Origin of the sequence: Maricaulis salignorans (genome assembly GCF_900103475.1) — a bacterium.
Taxonomy (GTDB): Bacteria; Pseudomonadota; Alphaproteobacteria; order Caulobacterales; family Maricaulaceae; genus Maricaulis; species Maricaulis salignorans.
The window spans coordinates 102926-124211 of sequence record NZ_FNHG01000001.1; the positions used below are offsets into that span (position 1 = coordinate 102926).

Sequence of the window (21286 nt, forward strand, 5' to 3'; positions counted from 1 at the left end):
ACGTCTCACGCGCCTGTCCAAGATCGCGATTATGGATGTCCCCGATCGCGTTTGAGGGCGCCCGCTTCCTGGATACCGGCTTGTTGGGGCCCTTGTCACAGGAGATCCCCATGCCCAGCCACCCCTTATCGACCTGCTTAGCGTCGGCCCTCTTGCTGGGCGCGGCGCTGAGCCAGCCCGTCTCCGGCCAGCCGGCCCTCCGATCCGGGCTGGCTCCGGATCTGATCATCGTGAATGCGATATTGCTCAGCCCCGAACGGGACGCCCCGCTTGAGGATGCATGGGTGCGGGTCAGCGGCGACCGCATTATCGAGACGGGAAGCGGACCGATCGATGTCGGTGCTGCGCGCATCATCGATGCCGGGCAGGGCTTTCTTATCCCTGGCCTGATCGACAGCCATGTTCATCTCTACCATGCGACCGGGCTGCGTCGCCGCTACAGCGAGGACTACGAGGCGCTATATCAGGACTATATGGCGCAACAGCCGCGCAGCTTCCTGTTTCACGGCTTCACCACCGTGATCGAGCTCAATGCCGACGCGGCGACCAATGCGCGGTTCGAGGCCGCGCCGCTTCACCCGCACCTGGTTCATTGTGGGCAGGGCGTCGTGCTTTCGGATGGCTTCATGGCGCTTGAGCTCGGGGGCGAGCCGGTCTGGGACACCTATCCGGGGTATCTGATCGACACGCATGCCGCGGGCCTCGTTCCCGAGGGGGCAGACATCGCCGCGCACACTCCAGAGGCCGCTGTGGCCTCGGTTCTCGATCAGGGCGGCCAGTGTATCAAACTCTATTATGAGGAGGCTCTGTGGTGGCCTGGTGGGGCACCAGCCTTCCGATTGCCCTCGGTCGATATTGTCCGGGACGTGGTCCGCGCAGCCCATGCAGAGAACTTGCCCGTCCTTTTGCATGCCACAACGCCCGCCGGTCATGCCTTTGCGCTCGAAGCCGGGGTCGATATCCTCGCCCACGGCCTGTGGGAATGGACGGATCAGTCTTTCACCGACCCTCAGCCATCCGCAGAAATAGAGAGCATTGCCCGGCGCATCTCCCATTCACCGATTGCGGTGCAGCCCACCGTCCAGACCCTCCGCAATACGGCCAGCCTGTTTGACGCCACGCTCCTGGAGGATCGAGGATGGACTGATGTCGTCCCAGCCGCCTATCTGGGATATTTGCGTGGTGATGCCCAGGCACAGCGCCAGCACTTCATCGGCATGTTTGGCCAGATGATCGCGGAAGGGGATGAAGCGACCGATATGGCCGCGGCCCAGTCCGCATTTCTCAATCGCTATGAAGACTTGATCTGGGAGATGTCTACCGAACAGGCCCGCTTCCTGTTTGGCTCGGATACGGCGGTTGGTGGTTTCGGCTGGGCTTCGCCGCCCGGACTGGCCGGTTATTGGGAGATGCAGAACTGGATCGAGGCCGGCATCTCGCCGGCGACCTTGTTCCGCAGCCTGACGATCGACAACGCTGTCGCTTTCGGACTGGCCGGGGAGATCGGGACAATTGAAGCGGGCAAGCGCGCTGACCTGCTGATCCTGCGTGCCAATCCCTTGCTTGATGTGACGGCCTATGACCGCATCGATATGGTTCTTCTGGCCGGTCAGCCGCTGGAGCGATCCGTCTTGTCAGCGCGGCAGAGTGAGGCGGCGCGGTGACTAGCGCGCGAATTTCGCGAACGCCGCTACGACCTGCACATAGACATCCCGTTTCCAGGGGATGATCAGGTCCGGGATTTCCGTCAGTTCGCCCCAACGCCAGGCGTCGAACTCGACCTCGGCGTGACGGGCGAGGTCAATATCAGCCTCACAGCCCTTAAAGTGGAAGGCAAACCAGCGCTGTTTCTGCCCGAGATGCCGTTTCTTGTGGAAGCGTGGATCCTCGCGCACATCTGGCGGGTAATCATAGGCGATCCAGTTTGCGATATTACCCAGCGGTTCGACGCAATCGGGCCGGATACCGGTTTCTTCCTCAAGTTCGCGCAACGCCGCGGTCTCGGCGGTCTCCCCCGCATCCATCCCGCCCTGAGGCAATTGCCAGTTCCAGGGCGGCGGTGTGCCTTCGCGGCGACCTAGCCAGACCTGACCATCAGCATTGAAAAGAGCAATGCCGACATTGGCGCGATGGTTCGGCCAGGGGTCGTCAGGCTCCGACATCAATGGCCCGACGAGGCGGCAGGCGCCGCGTGCTCGCCGCCATCCGATGCGTCGGCTGGCGGGCGTGACCAGCGATTATCGGTGACATGTTCAGGCTCGGGCTCCAGCGCCCGGGCTTCGGCCGCAAGACGTGCCTGCAAGCGCCGGCGGGCCATCACGGCCGATGGCGGCGCCAGCTGATAGCCGCGCATGTCGAGGCTGCGGGCCCAGTCACGAACATGCTCGACTGTGGTCGGATAGGAGAAGCCGGCGCCGAGTGATGCACCATTCTGCAACGCCAGCGCCTCCAGCGTCAGCAGATGGTCGTCGATTGCGGTCGGACTCGGGTCTTCGTCGAGCACCCGGTCGGCGATGGCGTATTGGACATTGGTCGCGCGGGCGGCTGTCTCGATCACCGTGCGCCGGCCGGCGCCGTCATGCAGAAAGGCGACGCCCCGGTCCTCAAGGCTCTGCAGCAATTGCGTCATGGCCGGCTCCGACGCCGAGAAGCGGGCGCCGAGATAGTTGGAGACCGCAAAATATCCGGTCGTGCGCCCCAGCACCCATTCCAGGCGCGCCAGATTGTCTCCGGGTGCGGCATCGGCAAGCAGGGTTTGTGGCCCGGGATCATTATTGGGATAGTCGAAAGGCTCCATCGGCGCCTCGATCAGCACTTCATGACCAGCGGCACGCGCCAGGTCGACCCAGGTCTGAAGATCGCGGGTATAGGGCGCGAAGCTGAGGGCAATCTCCGGCGGCAATTCATTGATGGCTGCTTGCGTCACGGCGCTATTGAGGCCCAGTCCCCCGATCACGACTGCGATGGTCGGAGCGCTTGGATCACCATGGAAGGGCCGGGCATAGGCGCGTGATGCCCGCAGCCCATTGGGTGGAATCACGGGCAGCAGGCCATTGGGGCCGTTTTCACTCAGACCGGGAAGCGGGGCCGGTGCCAAGGCCTGCGCCGGGTCAGGCCGCGCCGCGGCATGGCGGGCTTCCGCGTCTGCCGGGTCGGATCCCGCTGCGGGGGCGCGGGGCGAGGCAAAGCGATCCTCAATCCCGGCGAGCTGGACTTCCTCGGCTCCGTCCGGCTCGATGAAGCGGATCACAGGGGGTTCGTCTTCCTCGGGCGCGATCCGCAATTCAGCTGCCGGATAAAGCGCTTCAGCCGGCGCCGGTGTGACGCCGCCGCGGGCGAGTGGGGGCTGCAGATCGGCTTTCCCGAACACGGCAATTGTCAGAATAACGACGGCAAACAGGGCTGCCGCGCCGAGTCCGGCGAAGAGCGGTGCCCTGATTGTGAGCAGGGGTTCGACATGACGTAGGACGGCGCTGGACATGTGAGCAATCTTCGACAAGCGAAATAACCGATCATACGCCCCGGCCGGGCGCACGAATTCACTGTCGAAACTGCCCTGTCCCGGAAAAGAAACGGTTAACGGCCAGCATGCTTGACCCGCCCGCACCTGGCGGTGACGGGCGGGGAATTGGCGTGCTGGTTATTGCAGCGCTGCCTGCTGACTTTCCATCGAGCTGCGCAAGACTTCCTGAGCGCGCGAAAGCTGGAAGTCTTCGTCTTCGGGCCAGTCAGCCGGCGGTTGCTCGATCGCTGCGATATCCGCCTCTGCCCGACCTTCACCGGATTCATTCTCGAGTGCGCCTGGCAGGTCGGCTTCAAGCCTGACCTGGGAGCCGGGAGCATCCTCATCCTCAGAAATCGGGAAGGAGCTGATCTGGAGGTCCGGCACAATGCCTGTACCCTGGATAGAGCGCCCCGCTGGTGTGTAATAGCGGCCGGTCGTCAGGCGCAAGGCGCCGTCACGGCCACCGCGGAGCGGGATAATGGTCTGAACCGAGCCCTTGCCAAAACTCGTCATGCCCACAAGCTCGGCGCGTTCACGATCCTGCAGCGCGCCGGCTACGATTTCAGCAGCACTGGCCGAACCCTCATTGATCAGGATGACAATGGGTGCGCCATTCAGACGGTCGCCGGGGCGGGCATTGTAACGCTGGGTGTCGCGTGGATCGCGATTGCGGGTCGAAACAACCTCGCCACCGTCCAGGAAAACATCGGTCACACCGATCGCCTGGTCGAGCAAACCACCCGGATTATAGCGGACATCGAGGATCAGACCGGGCAGGGGCGCGCCGTATTCTTCTTCCAGATCGGCAATCCCTTCCAGCACCATTTCGGTGGTGCGCTCATTGAAGCCTGCAATCCGCAGATAGGGAATGCCGTCATCAATTCGCGTTGCGACGGTGCGCAGCGGGATGGTGTCACGCACGAGGGTGACTTCGAAAGGATCTTCGCCGGCGCGGGCAATGGTGATCGTGATCGGATCGCCGACGGCGCCGCGCATCAGTTCTACGGCCCTGTCGACCGTGGCTCCGACAATGCTATCGCCATCGACGGCGATGATGCGGTCATTGGTACGCAGGCCGGCACGTTCGGCCGGGGTGTCGCTGATCGGCGACACGATGGTGATAAATTCGTCGCGCTTGGTCACTTCCATGCCCAGCCCGCCATACTCGCCGCGTGTCGTTACGCGCAGGTTCTCGTAGCTGTCGGGATTGTGATAGGCGGAATGCGGGTCGAGCGAAGTCAGCATGCCTTCAATGGCCGCCTCAATCATCTCGCTTTGTTCGGTCTCTGTGACGTAGTCGGACTCGATCCGGCTCAGCACGTCCCCGAACAGCTCAAGCTGCCGAAACGTCTCCGAATGATCCTCTTGCCGTCCTTCGGCAGCGACTGCTATGGCCACTGCCCCGAGCGCGAAAGCCAGGATTGAAGCGAAGACATTGATGCGCATACAAATTCGCGTCCTTTGTGCGCGAGGTCTTATCCGGATTGTGCAGTGGGTCTGAGCCAGGGCCCGGGATCCATCGCATTACCGTCTCTACGTAGCTCCAGATACAATTCTGGGGCCGTTTGCCCAGTATCGGGCATTGCACCAACCGGTTCGCCAGCAAGAACGCTTTGCCCGGCACTGGCATAGGTGACCGCCATGCCCGACAGGACCATATAATAGCCCTCCCCGACATTGAGTATCAAGAGACCGCCATATGTGCTGAACGGTCCGGCGAATTCGATACGGGCGTCGAAGGGAGACACTACCTGCGCTTCGCTGCGAGTCCGAATGAATATTCCTTCAGATGCTGTGCCATCTTCGGCCAGCTCCGCGAAGCGTCGGACCACTTCGCCAGCCGCGGGCGGCCTGAGCCGACCGCGGGCATCGGCGAAACGCAGGGTTTCAAGCGGTTCGGCTGGTGCCCGAGCAGCGATGAGGTCACGGGCCGGGCGCATATGCGGCTCCGGTATCGTGTCCGGAAGTTCGATCCGGCGCGGGTTGAGCGTCGGCATCACAGCCGCCATCTGCGTCAATTCGGACAGGAGCGAGCGGATCGAACGGGCGCGTTCGCCGGCAGAACTGGACGCTTCCAGGAAGGCGACGGCTTCGTCTCGCCGGCGGGCCTCGAGCGCGCGCCGCTCCGCGATCAGCGCCTGCAACTCAAGTCTTTGTGCCGACAAGACATCCTCTGCGCTCGCCAGCACACTGCTCTGGGTTTCGATATCGCTGCGGATCGAGCGCAGTTGCGCCAGCTCGCGCGACAGGGCATCGGCGCGCTCCTGCAGGGCCGGCGCAACCTGGGCCATCAATGCCGCCGCCCGCGCAGCCCGGGCCGCATCGTCTGGCGCCGCCAGTATCGCAGGCGGGGTTTGGGTCTCGATGCGCTGGATGGCTGCGAGAATGTCGATCAGCGATTCGCGCTCTGCCGCGAGGCGGGCAAGGATTTCGGCTTCTTCGCTGCCCAGGCGCGTGAGTTCACCCGATGCCGCCAGCGCCGCTTGTTCGCTATTGCCGACGCGCTGCCCCAACTCCACCAATTGCCGTTGCATCAGTGCGATCTCGGACGCGACTTGATCGGCTTGTTCGCGTGCGGCCTCGGCGCGCGCTGCGGTCTCGCGGGCCTCCCGCTCAAGCTGCTCCGCCGTGGCCGCATCGGCCGGCGGCGCACCGGCAGGCTGGGCCTGCGACAGCAAAAGGGAGAGAAGGAGGAGATACATCCGCTGACGCTAAATCCCTGTTCTGAAAACGGTAGGAACCGGTATTGCCGACCCGATAAATGCGGACACCGGAAATGCTCAATGGCCTTCCCGGCGCAATGTTTACTCTCTGTGATAGGGCGTGCCGGCCAGAATCGACACGGCACGGTAGATCTGTTCGGCCAGCATGACGCGTACAAGCTTGTGTGGCCAGACGGCCGGGCCGAATGCGAGCATCAAATCGGGCGCCGGCAGCGCTTCCCTGTCATGCCCGTCCGCCCCGCCAATGCAGAACACGACTTCGCGGCAGCCGCCATCGCGCCATTGCCCCAGCTTGCGGGCAAGATCAGGCGATTTGAAGGCCTTGCCGCGCTCATCAAGCAATACGAATTTGATATCGCCACCGAGGCTCTCGGCAAGGGCGCGGCTCTCATCGGTCTGTGTCTTGAGACTGCGATTATCGATCTGGGTCTCGGTCAGCGGACCCAGGCCGATGGCACGTCCGGCAACCGAACAGCGGCTGATATAATCATCGACCAGCTCACGTTCCGGTCCGGAACGAATGCGTCCGATCGCTGCGATGCGGAGTTTCACTTAGACTGCCGGGTCTGCCGCAGATGCCGGAGTTTCCGGGTCGACCGACCACATTTTCTCAAGATTGTAGAAAGTGCGGACTTCCGGTCGGAAGAGATGGATGACGATATCGCCAGCATCGATCAGCACCCAGTCACAGGTCTGCAATCCCTCGATCCGTGTTTTCACACGGCCGGTTTCCTTCAACGTATCGATCAGGTGCGTGGCGATCGCGCTGACATGGCGCGATGACCGCCCGGAGGCAATGATCATGATGTCGGTCACCGAAGACTTGCCGCGAAGATCGATCGCTACAACATCTTCAGCCTTGTCGTCGTCGAGAGTTTCGAGGACCAGTGCTTCCATTTCCTCGAGGGGACCGTCTTCTCCGATGACCCGGACGGCCGCAGCCGTTTCTTCCTTGGTCCGGCGCGATGTTTCCGTAGACAGGGCGGGTGTCCTTTCTGACAACCAATACAATATCGTGCCTATATCACGCTTTCGCTTTCGGTTCGAGCCAGTGCAGCGAGAAGAGTTCAGCTGGGTCTGACCAGCTTTCCAGCAGGTCGAAACCGGCCGATTCGGCGAGGGCCTGAAAACTCTCCGGCGTGAACTTGTGGGAATTTTCGGTGTGCAGCCGTTCGCCCTTGGCCAGCGAAAATGACCGGCCAGCGACTTGAAGCTGCTGTGCTTCCCGGGCTTCGAGATGCATTTCAATTCGTGATTTTTCGGCATTCCAGACCGAGACATGCTTGAGCAGGGCCGGGTCGAGTGTGCCGTCGAGTTCGGAATTGATGCGGGCAATCAGGTTCATATTGAAGGCTGCGGTCACGCCCTGGGCGTCATCATACGCAGCTTCCAGCGTTTGCGGTGATTTCACACGATCGGCGCCAATGAGGATAGCGTCCCCTTCGCGCATGCCCTTGCGGAAACTGGCGAGCACGGCGCGGGCGGCGTCAGGTTCGAAGTTTCCGATGGTCGAGCCCGGGAAAAACAGGATCCGCCGACCCTTGGGCAGCGGCAGATGATCCAGCGACAGGCCGGTCGTGAAATCCGCGCAGATCGCGCCGATATGCAGACCGGGATAATCCCGCGCCAGCTCGTCGCAGGAGGCTATGAGATGCTCGCCGGAAATATCCAGGCCGACATAGCCAGCTGGTTGATCGAGCGCACTGAGCAATTTGCGGATCTTCACACTCGAGCCCGATCCCGGTTCGATGACCACAGCACCGGGCCCGGCGCGCTTGGCCAGTTCCGGCCCGATCCGGTCCAGCAGGGCCAGTTCGGTCCGGGTCACATAATATTCCGGCAGGTCGGTGATCTGGTCGAACAGGGCCGACCCCGCAGCATCGTAGAAGTAGACGGGCGGGATGGACTTTGGCGTCGCGGCCAGACCGGTCAGCACGTCTCGCAGGAAATCCCCGGCGGGGGGATGCTGATCGTCGAAGAAATCCAGGGCGGCATGAACCGGGGGTTGGCCGAGGGTGAGGTCGGTCATGGAATCGTCCTGCCTGCTGTGGATCGGGGTTCAGGTTTGCGCGCGAAGCGCGGAAGAGGAATGCCAGTTTAACGGTTCTATCAGATAGGTCCACGCGGGCGCCTTTTTTAGGGGCAGCGTCGCGAGACCCTGGTCACGAAGCCGTGAGTCGGCATGCATCCGGACAGCGGGAGCGAGGCGGGCGCGGACGGAATCCTGTGGCCGCGAAATCACGGCAATCGGGACTGAGCCGAAAATCTGGCGCCATTGCCCCCAGCGGTGGAAACTCCTGAGATTGTCGGCGCCCATCAGCCAGACGAAGTGAACGCCGGGATGGCTGCGCTGCAGGGCGTTGATCAGCTCGATGGTCCGGTTGCAGCCCAGTCGGGTCTCGATGTCGCTGACCACCATTCCCGGCCGGTCCGCCAGGGCTGAAACTGCCGCCATGCGGCTGTCCAGCTCCCCGGCACGGCGTTGCTTGAGCGGGTTTTGCGGCGAGACCAGCCACCAGATCCGGTCGAGGCCAAGGCGCCGTTTGGCCGCCTCGGCGACGTGGAGATGGCCGTCATGGGGGGGATCAAATGTGCCGCCGAACAGGCCGACTTTCATGCCCCGGACGAACGTTTCGCCACGCAGCGCGCGGGCCGGCTTCGGGGCGCTGATCAGCCGGCCTCGCGCCATCGGGCTGGAGCGGCGTCTAGACATTACAGCCGCCATTTGCGCCAGGGCTCGATAGCACGATGTCGTCGGCGTGAACGAGCGCCGAGGCTCGCCGGTATCCCAGCAGGGCTTCGATTTCAGCGGTCTTGCAACCGCAAATCCGTCGTGCGTCGCTGGCATCATAGCCGCTGACCCCACGCGCAATTGCGGTGCCATCCGGCCCGATGATGCGCACGGCATCGCCGCGCTCGAAATGTCCGTCGACCGCGATGGCCCCGACTGGCAGCAAGGACTTGCCGGCCTGAAGCGCCGACGCGGCGCCGGCATCAATCCGGATCTCTCCATTGGGGCTATGGGCGCCGGCAATCCAGGCGGCGCGGGCACTGACGGCCGAGCCGGTCGGATGGAACCAGCTGCCACAACCGGTTTGGCGTAGCCGCAGAATAGGTGTGCGCGCCGATCCCGACCCGATGATTGTCGCACAGCCCGAGGCGGCAGCAATCTCGGCGGCGAGAATTTTCGAGCGCATGCCGCCCGTGCCGACACCGGTCAGCTTGTTGGCATCGCCGGCCATGGCGTGGATGGACGCGTCGATCCGGTGGACTTCCGGGACAAGTCTGGCCTCCGGGTGGCAGCGCGGGTCCCGGTCGAACAGGCCCTCGATATCCGATAGCAGCACCAACAGGTCTGCCCCGACCAGTTGGGCGACGCGCGCCGCAAGGCGGTCATTGTCGCCATAGCGGATTTCGTCGGTGGCGATGGTATCATTCTCATTGACGACAGGAATGGCGCCGAGATCGAGCAGTGTGTGAAGCGTGGCGCGGGCATTGAGCCAGTGACGGCGTGATTCTGTGACGTCGAGGGTCAACAGCGCCTGGGCCGTGGCGCGTCCGTGGCGGGCGAAAGTGCGTTCCCATTCGCCGACCAGGACCGGTTGGCCGGCCGCTGCGGCGGCCTGTTTCTGTTCCAGCGTCAGCGAGCCGGAGCCAAGGCCCAGCCGGGGCCGTCCCAGCGCGACAGCACCGGATGAAACCAGTACGATACGCTTTCCCTGCCCGGCCAGTGACGCAATATCGTCCGCGATCGCGTCAATGACGGAGGGGCCTGATTGCAGCAGGCTTGAACCGACCTTGACCACGATGCAGCGGGCCGCGTCGAAGCCGCGGCGTGTCACGGGGCCCAGCCTTCCTCATCGGGTTCGGCGACGCCGGCACGGACCTGTTGCACGATGCGCCACGCTTCCGAGCAGAGCCGTTTGACGCCGTCGCCGGAGACACCTGACAGACGCATGACCTTCTTGCCGGTCGCCGCTTCCAGCAGCTTCGCCTTCTCCTCGATCTCGTCCTCGGAGATAGCGTCTATCTTGTTCAGTGCGAGGATTTCGCGCTTGTCGGTGATGCCGCCACCATAGGCTGCCAGCTCGTTGCGGACCGTATGATAGGCTTCGACCGGATCGTCCTGGGTGCCGTCGATCAGATGTATGATCGAGGCGCAGCGTTCGATATGACCAAGGAAGCGGTCACCAATGCCGGCACCTTCATGCGCACCCTCGATCAGGCCGGGAATATCGGCGACGATGAAGCGCGAACCCGGACCCAGATCGACGACGCCGAGATTGGGGTAGAGCGTGGTGAACGGATAGGCTGCGATCTTCGGATTAGCCTTGGAAACGACGCTGAGAAAGGTCGATTTGCCGGCATTGGGCAGACCGACCAGGCCGACATCGGCGATCAGTTTCAGCCGCAGCCAGACCCAGCGCTCCTCGCCCGGCCAGCCGGGCGTGGATTTGCGCGGCGCACGATTGGTCGCCGATTTGAAACGGGCATTGCCCTGGCCGCCATCACCGCCGCGCGCCAACAGCACGCGCTGGCCCAGCTCGGTCATGTCGGCGAGCACTTCGTCCTTGTCCTCGTCGAGGATCTGCGTCCCGACGGGAACCTGCAGAATGACATCCTCGCCGCCCTTGCCGGAACGGTCGCGCCCATGGCCATGGCCGCCGGTATCGCCTTTGAAATGCTGCTTGTAGCGATAGTCGATCAGGGTGTTGAGGCCTTCAACCGCCTCGGCCCAGACATCGCCGCCCTTGCCGCCATCACCGCCATCGGGGCCGCCGAATTCAACAAAGGCCTCGCGCCGGAATGACATACACCCCGCCCCGCCATTGCCGGATCGAACATAAACTTTAGCCTGGTCGAGGAATTTCATCGGGTAATCTCTTTTGTGAGCGCCCCTTATACCGCTTTCCCGGGCATAAATAAGCGTTTCTCGTCATTGCAGCGTTCCGCTTCAGGCGGTCACCAGATCCATTGTCATTCCCAGGCAGTTCGCCTTTGCCAGGCGCCCGAGACTGAATTCCTCGCAAGCTTTACCGGTATAGCGAAACCCGAGCTTCTCCAGTACCCGGCCTGAAGCCGGATTGTCGTCATAATGGCCGGCTGTCACGGTTTCGGCCGCCAATTCGGTGCGGGCATAGTCGATCAAGGCTTGTCCCGCTTCCGTGGCGAGTCCACGCCCCCAGAAGGGTTTGGCAATCCAGTAGCCGATTTCCCATTCGCTATCCGGCGAGCGCCGGAAAATCCCGGCCATGCCACACATTTCGCCGCCATCGGCCTCCTGTGTCTGGACGATCAAGTGGCGGTTGGCGGAGCTATCCCAGCCGGCAAGGCGCATCAGGATCCACATCTCTGCCGCCGGAAGCGGATAGGGGTGCGGGATCATCATCGTCATTTTTGCAATGTCGTATTCGCCTGCATGGCACGCGATATCCGGCGCATCGCTCATCTCTGGCGGGCGCAGCAGCAATCTCGTCGTTTCGATCCGCGGACCCATCATGGTCTCCATTGGGCGGCGGGGAGGCAAACAAAAGGGGAGACGGTGACCCGTCTCCCCTGATGCGCTATCGCGCTGTCGAGCCCCGCTGGTAACAGCGAACGGCTCGATATGTGCGAACCGTTTATTCGGCGGCGTCTGCCATCGGCTGAACCGATACATAGGCCTTGTTGTTGGCTTTCTTGGTGAAAGCCACACGGCCTTCGACAAGCGCGAACAGGGTATGATCCTTGCCCATGCCGACATTGGCGCCCGGATTCACCTTGGTGCCGCGCTGACGCATGATGATGTTACCCGGAATGACCACCTGGCCACCGTATTTCTTGACGCCAAGGCGGCGACCTGCGGAGTCGCGACCGTTACGGGATGAACCGCCTGCTTTTTTATGAGCCATTGTTAGCCCTCCGTTCCGGAAGCGAGCGCTTTGGCCGCTTCGATCCAGCCATTTTTCTCAGCCTTGGCAGTGACGCCAAGGGCTTCCATGTCGGCTGCCGTCCAGGCCGCAACTTGCGCGAAGGACGTCACACCGGCTTCATTCAGTGTCTTGGCCAGAGCCGGACCAACGCCCGTCAGCTGGGTCAGGTCGTCATTGGCAGCTGGTGCAGCCTTCTTGGCAGCGGCCTTCTTGGGCGCGGCCGGCTTGGCAGCAGCTTCAGCCTTTTTCGGCGCAGCAGCTTTCGGGGCCGCCTTCGCCTTGGGTGCAGCCTTTGGAGCCTCGACTTCGGCCGGAGCCGCGGTCGTGGTCTTCAGGGCCGTCTTGGCCTTGGCGCCTGGCATCACGATTTCGGCGATGCGCACGATCGTGCCCCACTGGCGGTGGCCCTGGGTGCGGCGGTAATTTTTACGGCGGCGCTTTTTGAAGACGATGATCTTGCGGGCACGGTTGGTGTCCAGCAATTCACCGATCACCTGGGCGCCGTCGATTACAGGTGAACCGACGGTCACACCTTCATCACTGCCCAGCATCAGCACAGGACCGAGTGACAGCGTGTCACCAGGCTGGCCTTCCAGCTTTTCGATACGAATCTCGTCGCCGGCTGCAACGCGGTACTGCTTACCGCCGGTCTTGATCACTGCAAACATGATCTCGGTTTCCTTTGTTCAGCAACGTCCCTCACCGGTTTTTCCGGCATTGGCGTGGCTCTTTTTCTTCACCCCGTATCCCCGGGGCGTTGTTTCAACAAATACCCGCCCGAACGGCGAACCGCACAGACAGGAGCGGGCGTTATACGCATGCCACGCGCAGAGTCAACGCCGGGCACAGCGACAGGCCTGCTGGCATTGGCGGTTTCCGCCTCTTGATTTTGTCATCGGGCTGGTACAGAAAGCGCCTCCCCGCGGAGAGGTGCCAGAGTGGTCGATTGGGGCGGTCTCGAAAACCGTTGAACCGCAAGGTTCCGGGGGTTCGAATCCCTCCCTCTCCGCCATTGTCCTCCGACACATGATCGCCCACACGCAAGTCTCCACGCCGCGAGCGGCAGGACGTCTGTCTCCAGCATTCTGAAGAGGCGCCCAGTGTGCCGCCGATTGTTGCATGGGCCGACATGTGTGTTTTGCCGGGAGTGGCACCCGGTTCGGCCACATGATCGCTTGCATCCGGTCGTCTCTACCTCGGACCCTGGCCGCCGCCGCGCGTCGTACCGCTGTTGGTCGCTGAAACGGCCCCATTCATCGACTTCCTGCCGTTTATCCCCCCGCCATGCAGCCCACCGAATACGACTCCCCTTCCTGACCCGCAGCGCTCCTTATCGGGTTTCGGTGCGCGATCGTGCGCCGGCAAAGGCGTGTGGCTTGCCGCATGCGAGGGAAATCCAAGCCGAGGAGCAAAACGGCATGAAAAATCTAGGATTCAGATCAATCCGGAGCGGTCTGGGACGATCCGCTCTGCTCGGAGCGACGATGCTGGCGGGGCTCGGTGCCCTGACAGCACCCGTGGCGGCGCAGGACGGCGCGGCGGAGGATAATGATGTTGTCATCATTACCGGTTCGCGCATCGCCCGCCAGGACTATGTTGCTGACAGCCCGCTGGTTTCTGTGACCGGCGAACAGGTGGTCGCCAATGCGGACATTACGCTGGACACCTATCTCAACACGCTGCCGCAGGTGAATCCGGCTGGCACCACAACGTCCAACAATCCGGGGAATAATGGGCAGGCGAATATCGATCTGCGTGGCTTTGGCGCCAACCGGAACATCGTGCTGGTTGATGGCCGCCGGGCGATGCCGTCCAGCGCAGGCCTGACTGTTGACCTCAATATCATTCCTGCCGCTCTGGTGGACCGGATCGAAGTCGCAACCGGCGGAGCCGGGGCGGTCTATGGTGCCGACGCCGTGGCCGGCGCGGTCAATGTCATCCTGCAGGATGATTTTGAAGGCGTGGACTTGCGCTTCACCTATGAAAATTCCACCGAATACTGGGATGCCGAGGAGTACGGCGTGTCTCTGGTGATTGGTGGCAATATCGACAATGGCCGGGGCAATGCCGTCCTGGCTTTCGATCGGTCGGTCCGTCAGGGGATGATCAAAAGCCAGCGGCCTTTTGCCGAACAGGCGACATCCACCACCAGCTTCTTCCCGGCCGGCTCGCTGCTGTTTGGCGCAAATGGTCCGACAGAAGCGGCCGTTGACGCTGTCTTCGCTGGCTATGGCGTTGATGCGGCTGATGTGAGCGCCGGAAACCGGTTCGGTTTCAACCTGGACGGTACGATGTTCTCTGCGGGGATTTTCAATCATCCATCAGACGTCGAAAATTTCCGTTATGATATCGACGGCAACGTCAATCAGAACATCTTTCCTGATGCCTATTCCTACAATTTTGACTTCGTGAACCTGCTCACCCTGCCAATGGAGCGCGACAGCTTCATGGCCCGGGCCGACTACGACCTGGATAATGGCGTGAATGTATTCGCGAATGTCGCCTGGACGGATTATTCGTCGGCGGCAGCCCTGGCGCCGACCCCGATTCCGACCGTGAGCATCCGTGCTCCGGGTGAAAACACGCCGACCCAGGCGGTTTCCGCCCTCGTCGAGCCTGGGCGTACGGTTTCCTTCCAGCTGATCATTCCGACGACGAACCCGTTCATTCCGACCGATTTGGCCAGCATTCTGGCGAGCCGGACCGGCGATGACCCGAACCTGGTTGGATCGGGTGCGACCGAGCCGTTCATGATGCGCCAGCGGACGCTCTCTGCCGGTTTGCGCCAGTCGAACTATGAGAACACGGTGACCAGCTACAGCTTCGGTGCGGACGGACCGATCGGCTCCAGCGACTGGACGTGGCATGCGTATATTTCGCGGGGTGATACCGAGATCCAGGAAACCCAGCAGGGGAATATCGATACCGATCGTCTGCAGATCCTTCTGGAAGCTGCCGACGGCGGCGACAGCACCTGCGCTGGCGGGTTCAACCCGTTCGGGCGTCAGCCACTCTCTGCCGCGTGTGTCTCGTATCTGGAAGTCGCGACGACGGCGACGACCGAATTCTCGCAAACGGTGGGTCAGGTCTATGTCACGGGTGACGCCTTTGACATGCCGGCCGGCCCGGTTTCACTGGTTCTCGGTGCCGAATATCGCGGATTCGAATTCGACTATGACCCGGGTGCAGGCGGCGGGCCGATCTCGGGCTTCAATGCTGCGAGTCCGAATTCCGGCACGAACAGCTTCGAAGACATTTTCGGGGAGGCGCTGATCCCGCTTGCCGGTGATGACGCGCCGTTCGGTCCGGTTGACCTGAGTCTGGGCTACCGGGTTTCGCGCAGTGAGTTCCGCGATGGCATTTCCGGTGCCATCGGTGGCTCGAACGACCCGGCCTACAAGGCCGAGCTGAGCTGGGAGCCGCTGGACTATGCACGCTTCCGGGCCTCCTACCAGCACTCCGTGCGCGCGCCGAACTTTGGTGAGCTGTTCGGTGGTGGCGGTGGTGCGCCGCAGTATTTCGACCCGTGCTCGATCACCGGTGACCAGCGTTCCGGTCCAGACGCGACCGAGATGCGGGCCTTGTGCGCGGCCACGGGCGTTGCGTCTCCGGATGCCTATGTCCAGACCCCTGGCACCCAGGCGTCCGTGACCACCACAGGCAATACGGATCTGGATCCGGAATCCGCGAATACCTTCACCATTGGTGCGGTCTTCTCGTCCCCTGTATCCAATCGTTGGCTGGACCGTTTCCAGGGCACGATCGACTACTGGCAGATCGACATTTCCTCGCCGATCCTTGCGCCGGGGGTGAATCAGTTGATTGCGGATTGCTACAACTACTATGGGACCAATCCGAGCTATGATGTGAACCGTGACTCCTGCGCCGGGATCGTGCGCTTCGGGGGCGATATTCTCGGGATCAATTATGTCAATGATCCGAACGGGCTGTTCCCGGGCGTGAATGGTGGTTCGCAACAGGCTTCCGGCTTCGATCTCGCGCTCGGCTGGGGTTTCGACCCGGAATGGCTCGGCGCGCCGTCCTGGACCGGTTCGGTCACCACCAGCCTGATGCTCACCCATCTGATGGAATGGCGTCAGCAAGACCTGGACACGCTTCCGGATCTGGATTTCGCCGGCACAGTGTCCTTCTTTGGTGAAGGCCTGGGCACGTCCTTCCCCGAATGGAAGGCCGTCTGGAATACGCGCTGGAGCGTGTCGGACTTCGCCTTTGATGTCCGCGCACAATACATCGCGTCGATGGATAATCGGGCCAGCGTGATCTTCCCGGTCGAGACCAGCTTCACCGGGGCCGATTCGGTCTGGTACTGGGATGCCGCCGGCACCTGGAATATCACCGACAATGCCACGATCCGGTTCGGTGTGAACAATCTGTTCGACGAGCAGCCGCCGGAATATGCACCCAATGTCCAGTCCGGTACCGATCCGTCACTCTATGACGTTGTCGGCCGCCGCTTCTTTGGCCAGATCGCTCTGCGCTACTAGGGGCATGACTATGAGAAGGGCGGCAAACCTTGGGTTTGCCGCCCTTTTTTATGCCCGGATCAGATGAAATAGCGGCGCCCGGTCAGTCCGTGCCCTGGTCGAGGGCTTCACGCAGGGCCCCGCCATAGGAGCGGCCGACGCGCACTTCCGCCCCGGTATCCAGCCGGACAATACGGCCACCGGTCCCGGTCGTTGACGACAGGACAATGCGCCGCTTGTTGACGATCGCCGAGCGGTGAACCCGTATGAAGAGGCGGTCGCCCAGGGTCTTCCCCATCGCCGAGAGAGTCTCGCGGTGCAGCCAGGATTTTTCCCGGCAATGGAGGCGCACATAATCACCCTCGGCCTCCACCCAGTCGATCGTCCGCTTCGGGATGCGAACCATGCCTTCGCGGCTCCGGACCCAGATGACTTCCTGGCTTCCATCATCGCCGCCGCGCAGCGCAGCCACGACCGATTCCAGTTCGCCAACCCGTGATTGCGCGTCCTTGAGGTAGATCAGATTGCGGACGCGGGCGAGGGCGGTGTCGAGCCGTTCGGGGCTGACCGGTTTCAGCAAATAGTCGATGGCGGCCGATTCAAAGGCGTCGGCCGCATGGTGTTCAAACGCGGTCACGAAAATCACTGCGGGCGAATCCGGCCCGGCGAGTTTTCGCGATACCAGGATCCCGTCTGTGCCGGGCATGTGAATGTCGAGCAGGACGACATCCGGACGGTGCTGTTCGATGGCCTGGAGCGCTTCCTCGCCATCGCGGGCCACGCCGACCACCTCGTATTGTGGCCGCCGGGCCAGGAGAATTTCCAGGCGGCGCGATGCCAGCCGCTCGTCGTCAACGATCAAAATGCGCATGTTTGGCGTCTCCTCCCGCGTCATCATCTTCAGGCGCCAGCTCGATCGGCAGGCGAATGCGCACAGCAAACCCCCCGGTGTCGACTGGGCCAGCTTCAAGCTGTGCCCGTTCGCCGTACAGGACGTCGAGCCGGGCCCGGATATTGGCCAGGCCCACGCCGGTGCTTTCAGAGGGCGGCATCCCGGGGCCACCGCTATCGAGGATTTCCACCAGCAGGTCGTCGCCCAGTCTGCGGGCGCGAATGAGGACTTTCACGCGGGAGCGTGACCGCGAGACGGCGTATTTGACCGAGTTTTCCAGTACCGGCTGCAGGATCAGTGAGGGCAGGAGCGCCCGCTGCACCCCGGGTTCAATCTCGTGCTCGACCTCAAGCCGGCTGTCGAAGCGCGCTTTCTCAATGGCAAGATAGAGCGCCTGGGCTTCCAGTTCCTGTTGCAGGGTGACCTGGTCGTTTGGCGAGGTCTGCAGGGCAAAGCGCAGAAACCCGCTCAGCCGGCCCAGCATGGTTTCGGCCTCGTCATTGCGATTGTCGATCACCAGGGAAGAGATGGCGTTGATCGTGTTGAACAGGAAATGGGGGTTCAACTGAAAGCGCAGCATCTTCAATTGGGCTTCCTGGGCGAGGACCGCGGAATCGAAAATCTGGCGTTCCTGGGCGCGGATTCGACCGAAGGATTCAAGGACCAGATAGATCGCGGACCAGGCGATGAAGATCGGCATGTTGAACACAAACCATCGCGGCGCGATGGCCGTCAGCCCCGCCCAGCCACGAGGTTCCAGCCCGTTGATGCTGAAGCCGGCAGGAAAGACCTCGAACCACATCAGCCACATGACGACGATGTAGAAACAGGTCGCGAGCATCGAACTGCCCAGGGCCAGGCCGAAACGGATCGGCAGATCAAGCTGACGCGTCGGCCGCAGCACGGCGACATGAATCAGAATTGTCACCGCCAAGCCACTGCTCTCGATGATGACATTTCGCCAGAGGTTGGAAAGTTCCTCGACGACGGCGACGCTGGAGAGGAAGGTGAAGAACAGATTGCAGAGCCAGAAGGCCAGCTGAAAGCGCCACAGCGTGGACGGGTTTATTCCGTCATTGCGCCCCGTCATCAGCGGGGCGGGCAGGTCGGTCGAATTCAGCATCCGATGAATCCGTGAGCGGCGGCTCGCCATCGCAGGGCGGTTGGATGTTGCGGCTGCATCATCACGGCGGCCAAGCAGCAGCGCCAGCCCACACCAGGCGGCAAACAGCCCGACCTCGGTCAGCCATTGCTGGCCAACCCGGCCGAGCATCCCGCGATCAAATTCGCCCACGGCGTTCTCGGCCAGGAAAGTCAGTCTGACAATGGAATAGACCAGGGCCGCGACGCAGACGCCCAGCGCGGTCGCTGAAAGCCGTTTGGGCCAGGCTTGGCCCCGGGTGCGGCGAATGAGTTCGGCCAGCAGATAGCAGAGAAACCCGCCTGCGAGCGAAACCGGCAACAGCCTGATCAGCATGGTCGGGGACGCCGAGAACTGGGTCCAGTTCATGACCAGGGACAGGAAGGCGGCGACCCCCCAGAACACGGCCAGCACAATGATCAGGTGTTGGTTGGCGCTCCGCAGGGCGGTCAGTCCCTGCGGTGCGGATTCTTTGAGCGATCTAAGCATAACCGGGACAGACTAGCGGCTCCCTGCCGCGTAGAAAATCAAAACGCGTGTCATTCAGCGGCAGAACCGGGCCGTTCGTCGCGTTCCGCTGCCTTTGGCCGGGCGGTATGTCCGGTGGCCGGATCGAACAGAGTGTCCAAACCGCGGCAGGCGTTATGGCCTGTCCAGATCGCCCTGTTCCTGTACCGCTTTGGCCGCATGGCCTGCCCCGGCGGGCTGGGCTAGACTCGTCAGGTCTACCGGTTTTGTTTGAGGACATGCCATGCCAGCCAGACCACAGCACCATGACAGCGTGGATTCGATTGCCGACGCGATTATCGCCGCGGTCGGGCGCCGGATTGTGCTGGCCCTGCCGCTGGGGCTGGGCAAACCCAATCATGTCGTCAATGCGCTGGTGGCGCGGGCGATGGCCGACCCCGCCCTCGATCTGACCATTTTTACGGCGCTGACGCTGGAAACGCCGGCCCTCGGCAACGGGCTGGAGCGGCGCTTTCTTGAACCGGCGATGGAGCGGCTGTTCGGCGCCTATCCGCCTTTGAGCTATGCGGCGGCGCTGCGCGATGGTTCGCTGCCGGCCAATATCCGGGTCGATGAATTCTTCTTCCTCGCCGGGCGCTGGCGCGGCGTGGCGCGGGCGCAGCAGAATTATATCTGCGCCAATTATACCGATGCCCAGAGCTATATCCTCGATCGCGGCGTCAATGTCGTCGGCCAGCTGGTGGCGAAACAGGCGGGTGATGCCGGGCCGCTCTACAGCCTGGGCAGTAATCCCGACATCACGCCTGACCTGCTCAAGGCGCGGGCTGAGGGGCGGGCCGACTTCATGCTGGTCGGCCAGGTCAATTCGCAAATGCCCTTTATGGGCGGCCAATCTGCTTTGGTGGACGCGCATGAATTCGCGCATATGCTCGATAGCGAAGCGACGGATTTCGAGCTGTTCTCGGCGCCGAAACGCCCGGTCAGCCTGGCCGACCAGGCGATCGGCCTGCAGGCGGCACGCCTGGTGCCCGATGGCGGGACCTTGCAGATTGGTATCGGCGCCGTCGGCGATGCTGTCGCCCAGGGGCTGATCCTGCGCCAGACGCAAAATGACGTTTTCGCGCCGCTCTCCGCGGCCTTGCATGCCGGCGATTGTGAGGCCCTGGCCTGCGAGGACAAGCCCTTCGAAGCCGGTCTCTATGGCGCCAGCGAAATGCTGACCGATGGATTCCTGCAGCTGGAAAAGGCGGATGTGCTCAAGCGCGAGGTTGATGGCGCCGTGCTGCATGCGGCCTTCTTCCTGGAATGCCGCGATTTCTACACGGCCCTGCGCACCATGCCGGAGGACCGGCGACAACGCTTCGAGATGCGGCCAGTCAGTTTCACCAATACGCTCTATGGCGGTGTTGATGAGCGCCGGCGGGCGCGCACCGACGCGCGCTTCATCAATAGCGCCATGATGGTGACCCTGCTCGGCGCCGTCGTCTCCGATGCGACCGGTGACGGCCAGGTGGTGAGCGGCGTCGGCGGTCAGTTCGACTTTGCCGAACAGGCCTTTGCCCTGGACGGGGCGCGCTTCATCATCACCATCAATGCGGTGCGGACCTCGCGCGGCAAGACGGTGTCGAATATCGTCTGGTCCTACCCTCACAACACGATCCCGCGCCATCGCCGCGATATCGTCATCACCGAATACGGAATTGCCGATCTACGCGGGAAATCCGATGCCGATGTCGTCGCCGAGTTGATCAATATCGCTGATAGCCGGTTTCAGGGTGACTTGCTGGCGGCCGCAAAACAGGCGGGCAAGATCGCCGCAGATTATGAAATTCCTGCCGGCTATCGCAACAACACGCCCGAGCGGATCCGCGCCACGCTCGCCCCGGCGCGCGCCGCCGGGCATCTGCCTGATTTTCCCTTCGGCACGGATTTCACGGAGGTCGAGCAGCGCCTCCTGCCGGCGCTGGAGCGGTTGAAGAATGCGTCGGCCTCGCTGGGCTCTCTCCTGCGTCTTGCCTGGAGCGGTGCCCGGCTGTCGGCAAGGGGCAGTGTTGATCAGGCCGCGCTGGAGCGGATGGGGCTGGAACGGCCATCATCCTTCAAGGACAGGTTTTATCGCTGGATGCTGGCAGCGGCGCTGCACGAGGCAGCCCAGGACTGA

The 21286-nt window shown here is 62.6% G+C and carries 18 protein-coding genes and 1 tRNA gene; 4 read left to right on the forward strand and 15 right to left on the reverse strand.

Features of this window, described 5'->3' with window-relative positions; translation table 11 throughout:
• The first annotated feature begins 110 nt into the window (after positions 1-110).
• Positions 111-1664, forward strand: a complete 1554-nt coding sequence (locus BLT42_RS00520) for an amidohydrolase family protein (RefSeq protein WP_176780179.1) — start codon at positions 111-113, stop codon at positions 1662-1664.
• Here BLT42_RS00520 and BLT42_RS00525 read toward each other — a convergent pair whose 3' ends face one another.
• From BLT42_RS00525 to BLT42_RS00585, 13 genes are all read right to left on the reverse strand, one after another.
• Complete coding sequence (locus BLT42_RS00525; RefSeq protein WP_091765116.1) at positions 1665-2162, reverse strand: RNA pyrophosphohydrolase; 498 nt, start codon at positions 2160-2162, stop codon at positions 1665-1667. It abuts the gene before it with no gap.
• Entirely contained in the window at positions 2162-3481 is a 1320-nt protein-coding gene (locus BLT42_RS00530; RefSeq protein ID WP_091765118.1) for a divergent polysaccharide deacetylase family protein, read from the reverse strand. Before BLT42_RS00530 ends, BLT42_RS00525 begins: the two co-directional genes overlap by 1 nt.
• Positions 3482-3640: 159 nt before the next feature.
• The gene (locus BLT42_RS00535; protein WP_091765121.1) at positions 3641-4951 is read right to left on the reverse strand and encodes a S41 family peptidase; all 1311 of its coding nucleotides are present in this window, start codon (positions 4949-4951) and stop codon (positions 3641-3643) included.
• Between the two features lie 29 nt (positions 4952-4980).
• Entirely contained in the window at positions 4981-6207 is a 1227-nt protein-coding gene (locus BLT42_RS00540) for a murein hydrolase activator EnvC family protein (RefSeq protein WP_091765124.1), read from the reverse strand.
• Positions 6208-6309: 102 nt separating this feature from the next.
• Complete coding sequence (gene rlmH, locus BLT42_RS00545) at positions 6310-6780, reverse strand: 23S rRNA (pseudouridine(1915)-N(3))-methyltransferase RlmH (protein WP_091765127.1); 471 nt, start codon at positions 6778-6780, stop codon at positions 6310-6312.
• Entirely contained in the window at positions 6781-7125 is a 345-nt protein-coding gene (gene rsfS, locus BLT42_RS00550) for a ribosome silencing factor (protein ID WP_091765130.1), read from the reverse strand.
• A gap of 127 nt (positions 7126-7252) precedes the next feature.
• Complete coding sequence (egtD, locus tag BLT42_RS00555; protein WP_091765134.1) at positions 7253-8257, reverse strand: L-histidine N(alpha)-methyltransferase; 1005 nt, start codon at positions 8255-8257, stop codon at positions 7253-7255.
• Positions 8258-8287: 30 nt separating this feature from the next.
• Positions 8288-8941 (reverse strand): nicotinate-nucleotide adenylyltransferase, encoded by a 654-nt coding sequence (locus BLT42_RS00560; protein WP_233342230.1) that lies wholly within the window; start codon positions 8939-8941, stop codon positions 8288-8290.
• Positions 8934-10079 (reverse strand): glutamate 5-kinase, encoded by a 1146-nt coding sequence (gene proB, locus BLT42_RS00565; RefSeq protein ID WP_176780202.1) that lies wholly within the window; start codon positions 10077-10079, stop codon positions 8934-8936. Before proB ends, BLT42_RS00560 begins: the two co-directional genes overlap by 8 nt.
• A complete protein-coding gene (gene obgE, locus BLT42_RS00570) occupies positions 10067-11101 on the reverse strand; it encodes a GTPase ObgE (RefSeq protein ID WP_091765140.1) in 1035 nt (344 codons plus the stop codon). Before obgE ends, proB begins: the two co-directional genes overlap by 13 nt.
• Before the next feature lie 81 nt (positions 11102-11182).
• Positions 11183-11728 (reverse strand): GNAT family N-acetyltransferase, encoded by a 546-nt coding sequence (locus tag BLT42_RS00575; protein ID WP_176780180.1) that lies wholly within the window; start codon positions 11726-11728, stop codon positions 11183-11185.
• A gap of 121 nt (positions 11729-11849) precedes the next feature.
• Entirely contained in the window at positions 11850-12119 is a 270-nt protein-coding gene (rpmA, locus tag BLT42_RS00580; protein WP_091765146.1) for a 50S ribosomal protein L27, read from the reverse strand.
• A 2-nt stretch (positions 12120-12121) separates the two neighbouring features.
• Complete coding sequence (locus BLT42_RS00585; RefSeq protein ID WP_091765149.1) at positions 12122-12808, reverse strand: 50S ribosomal protein L21; 687 nt, start codon at positions 12806-12808, stop codon at positions 12122-12124.
• Between the two features lie 256 nt (positions 12809-13064).
• Between BLT42_RS00585 and BLT42_RS00590 the strand changes: the two genes are divergently transcribed.
• Positions 13065-13152: transfer RNA gene (locus BLT42_RS00590), tRNA-Ser, on the forward strand.
• Between the two features lie 406 nt (positions 13153-13558).
• Positions 13559-16645 (forward strand): TonB-dependent receptor domain-containing protein, encoded by a 3087-nt coding sequence (locus tag BLT42_RS00595; protein ID WP_091765153.1) that lies wholly within the window; start codon positions 13559-13561, stop codon positions 16643-16645.
• Positions 16646-16727: 82 nt separating this feature from the next.
• Here the strand turns inward: BLT42_RS00595 and BLT42_RS00600 are convergent, their stop codons facing one another.
• Together BLT42_RS00600 and BLT42_RS00605 are read right to left on the reverse strand one after the other, a co-directional pair.
• Positions 16728-17495: a LytR/AlgR family response regulator transcription factor gene (locus tag BLT42_RS00600; RefSeq protein WP_176780181.1), complete on the reverse strand. Its 768-nt coding sequence runs from the start codon at positions 17493-17495 to the stop codon at positions 16728-16730.
• Entirely contained in the window at positions 17476-19146 is a 1671-nt protein-coding gene (locus tag BLT42_RS00605) for a sensor histidine kinase (RefSeq protein WP_091765157.1), read from the reverse strand. The genes BLT42_RS00600 and BLT42_RS00605 overlap by 20 nt, the downstream gene beginning before the upstream one ends.
• Before the next feature lie 262 nt (positions 19147-19408).
• Between BLT42_RS00605 and BLT42_RS00610 the strand changes: the two genes are divergently transcribed.
• On the forward strand, positions 19409-21286 hold the full coding sequence (locus tag BLT42_RS00610; RefSeq protein WP_091765160.1) for an acetyl-CoA hydrolase/transferase C-terminal domain-containing protein: 1878 nt from the start codon (positions 19409-19411) through the stop codon (positions 21284-21286).

Excerpts from the sequence above, each read along its gene's own strand:
- BLT42_RS00520 (WP_176780179.1), top strand. The coding sequence starts at position 111 with ATGCCCAGCCACCCCTTATCGACCTGCTTAGCGTCGGCCCTCTTGCTG.
- BLT42_RS00525 (WP_091765116.1), bottom strand. The coding sequence starts at position 2,162 with ATGTCGGAGCCTGACGACCCCTGGCCGAACCATCGCGCCAATGTCGGC.
- BLT42_RS00530 (WP_091765118.1), bottom strand. The coding sequence starts at position 3,481 with ATGTCCAGCGCCGTCCTACGTCATGTCGAACCCCTGCTCACAATCAGG.
- BLT42_RS00535 (WP_091765121.1), bottom strand. The coding sequence starts at position 4,951 with ATGCGCATCAATGTCTTCGCTTCAATCCTGGCTTTCGCGCTCGGGGCA.
- BLT42_RS00540 (WP_091765124.1), bottom strand. The coding sequence starts at position 6,207 with ATGTATCTCCTCCTTCTCTCCCTTTTGCTGTCGCAGGCCCAGCCTGCC.
- rsfS (WP_091765130.1), bottom strand. The coding sequence starts at position 7,125 with ATGGAAGCACTGGTCCTCGAAACTCTCGACGACGACAAGGCTGAAGAT.
- egtD (WP_091765134.1), bottom strand. The coding sequence starts at position 8,257 with ATGACCGACCTCACCCTCGGCCAACCCCCGGTTCATGCCGCCCTGGAT.
- BLT42_RS00560 (WP_233342230.1), bottom strand. The coding sequence starts at position 8,941 with ATGTCTAGACGCCGCTCCAGCCCGATGGCGCGAGGCCGGCTGATCAGC.
- obgE (WP_091765140.1), bottom strand. The coding sequence starts at position 11,101 with ATGAAATTCCTCGACCAGGCTAAAGTTTATGTTCGATCCGGCAATGGC.
- BLT42_RS00575 (WP_176780180.1), bottom strand. The coding sequence starts at position 11,728 with ATGATGGGTCCGCGGATCGAAACGACGAGATTGCTGCTGCGCCCGCCA.
- rpmA (WP_091765146.1), bottom strand. The coding sequence starts at position 12,119 with ATGGCTCATAAAAAAGCAGGCGGTTCATCCCGTAACGGTCGCGACTCC.
- BLT42_RS00585 (WP_091765149.1), bottom strand. The coding sequence starts at position 12,808 with ATGTTTGCAGTGATCAAGACCGGCGGTAAGCAGTACCGCGTTGCAGCC.
- BLT42_RS00595 (WP_091765153.1), top strand. The coding sequence starts at position 13,559 with ATGAAAAATCTAGGATTCAGATCAATCCGGAGCGGTCTGGGACGATCC.
- BLT42_RS00600 (WP_176780181.1), bottom strand. The coding sequence starts at position 17,495 with ATGCGCATTTTGATCGTTGACGACGAGCGGCTGGCATCGCGCCGCCTG.
- BLT42_RS00605 (WP_091765157.1), bottom strand. The coding sequence starts at position 19,146 with ATGCTTAGATCGCTCAAAGAATCCGCACCGCAGGGACTGACCGCCCTG.
- BLT42_RS00610 (WP_091765160.1), top strand. The coding sequence starts at position 19,409 with ATGCCAGCCAGACCACAGCACCATGACAGCGTGGATTCGATTGCCGAC.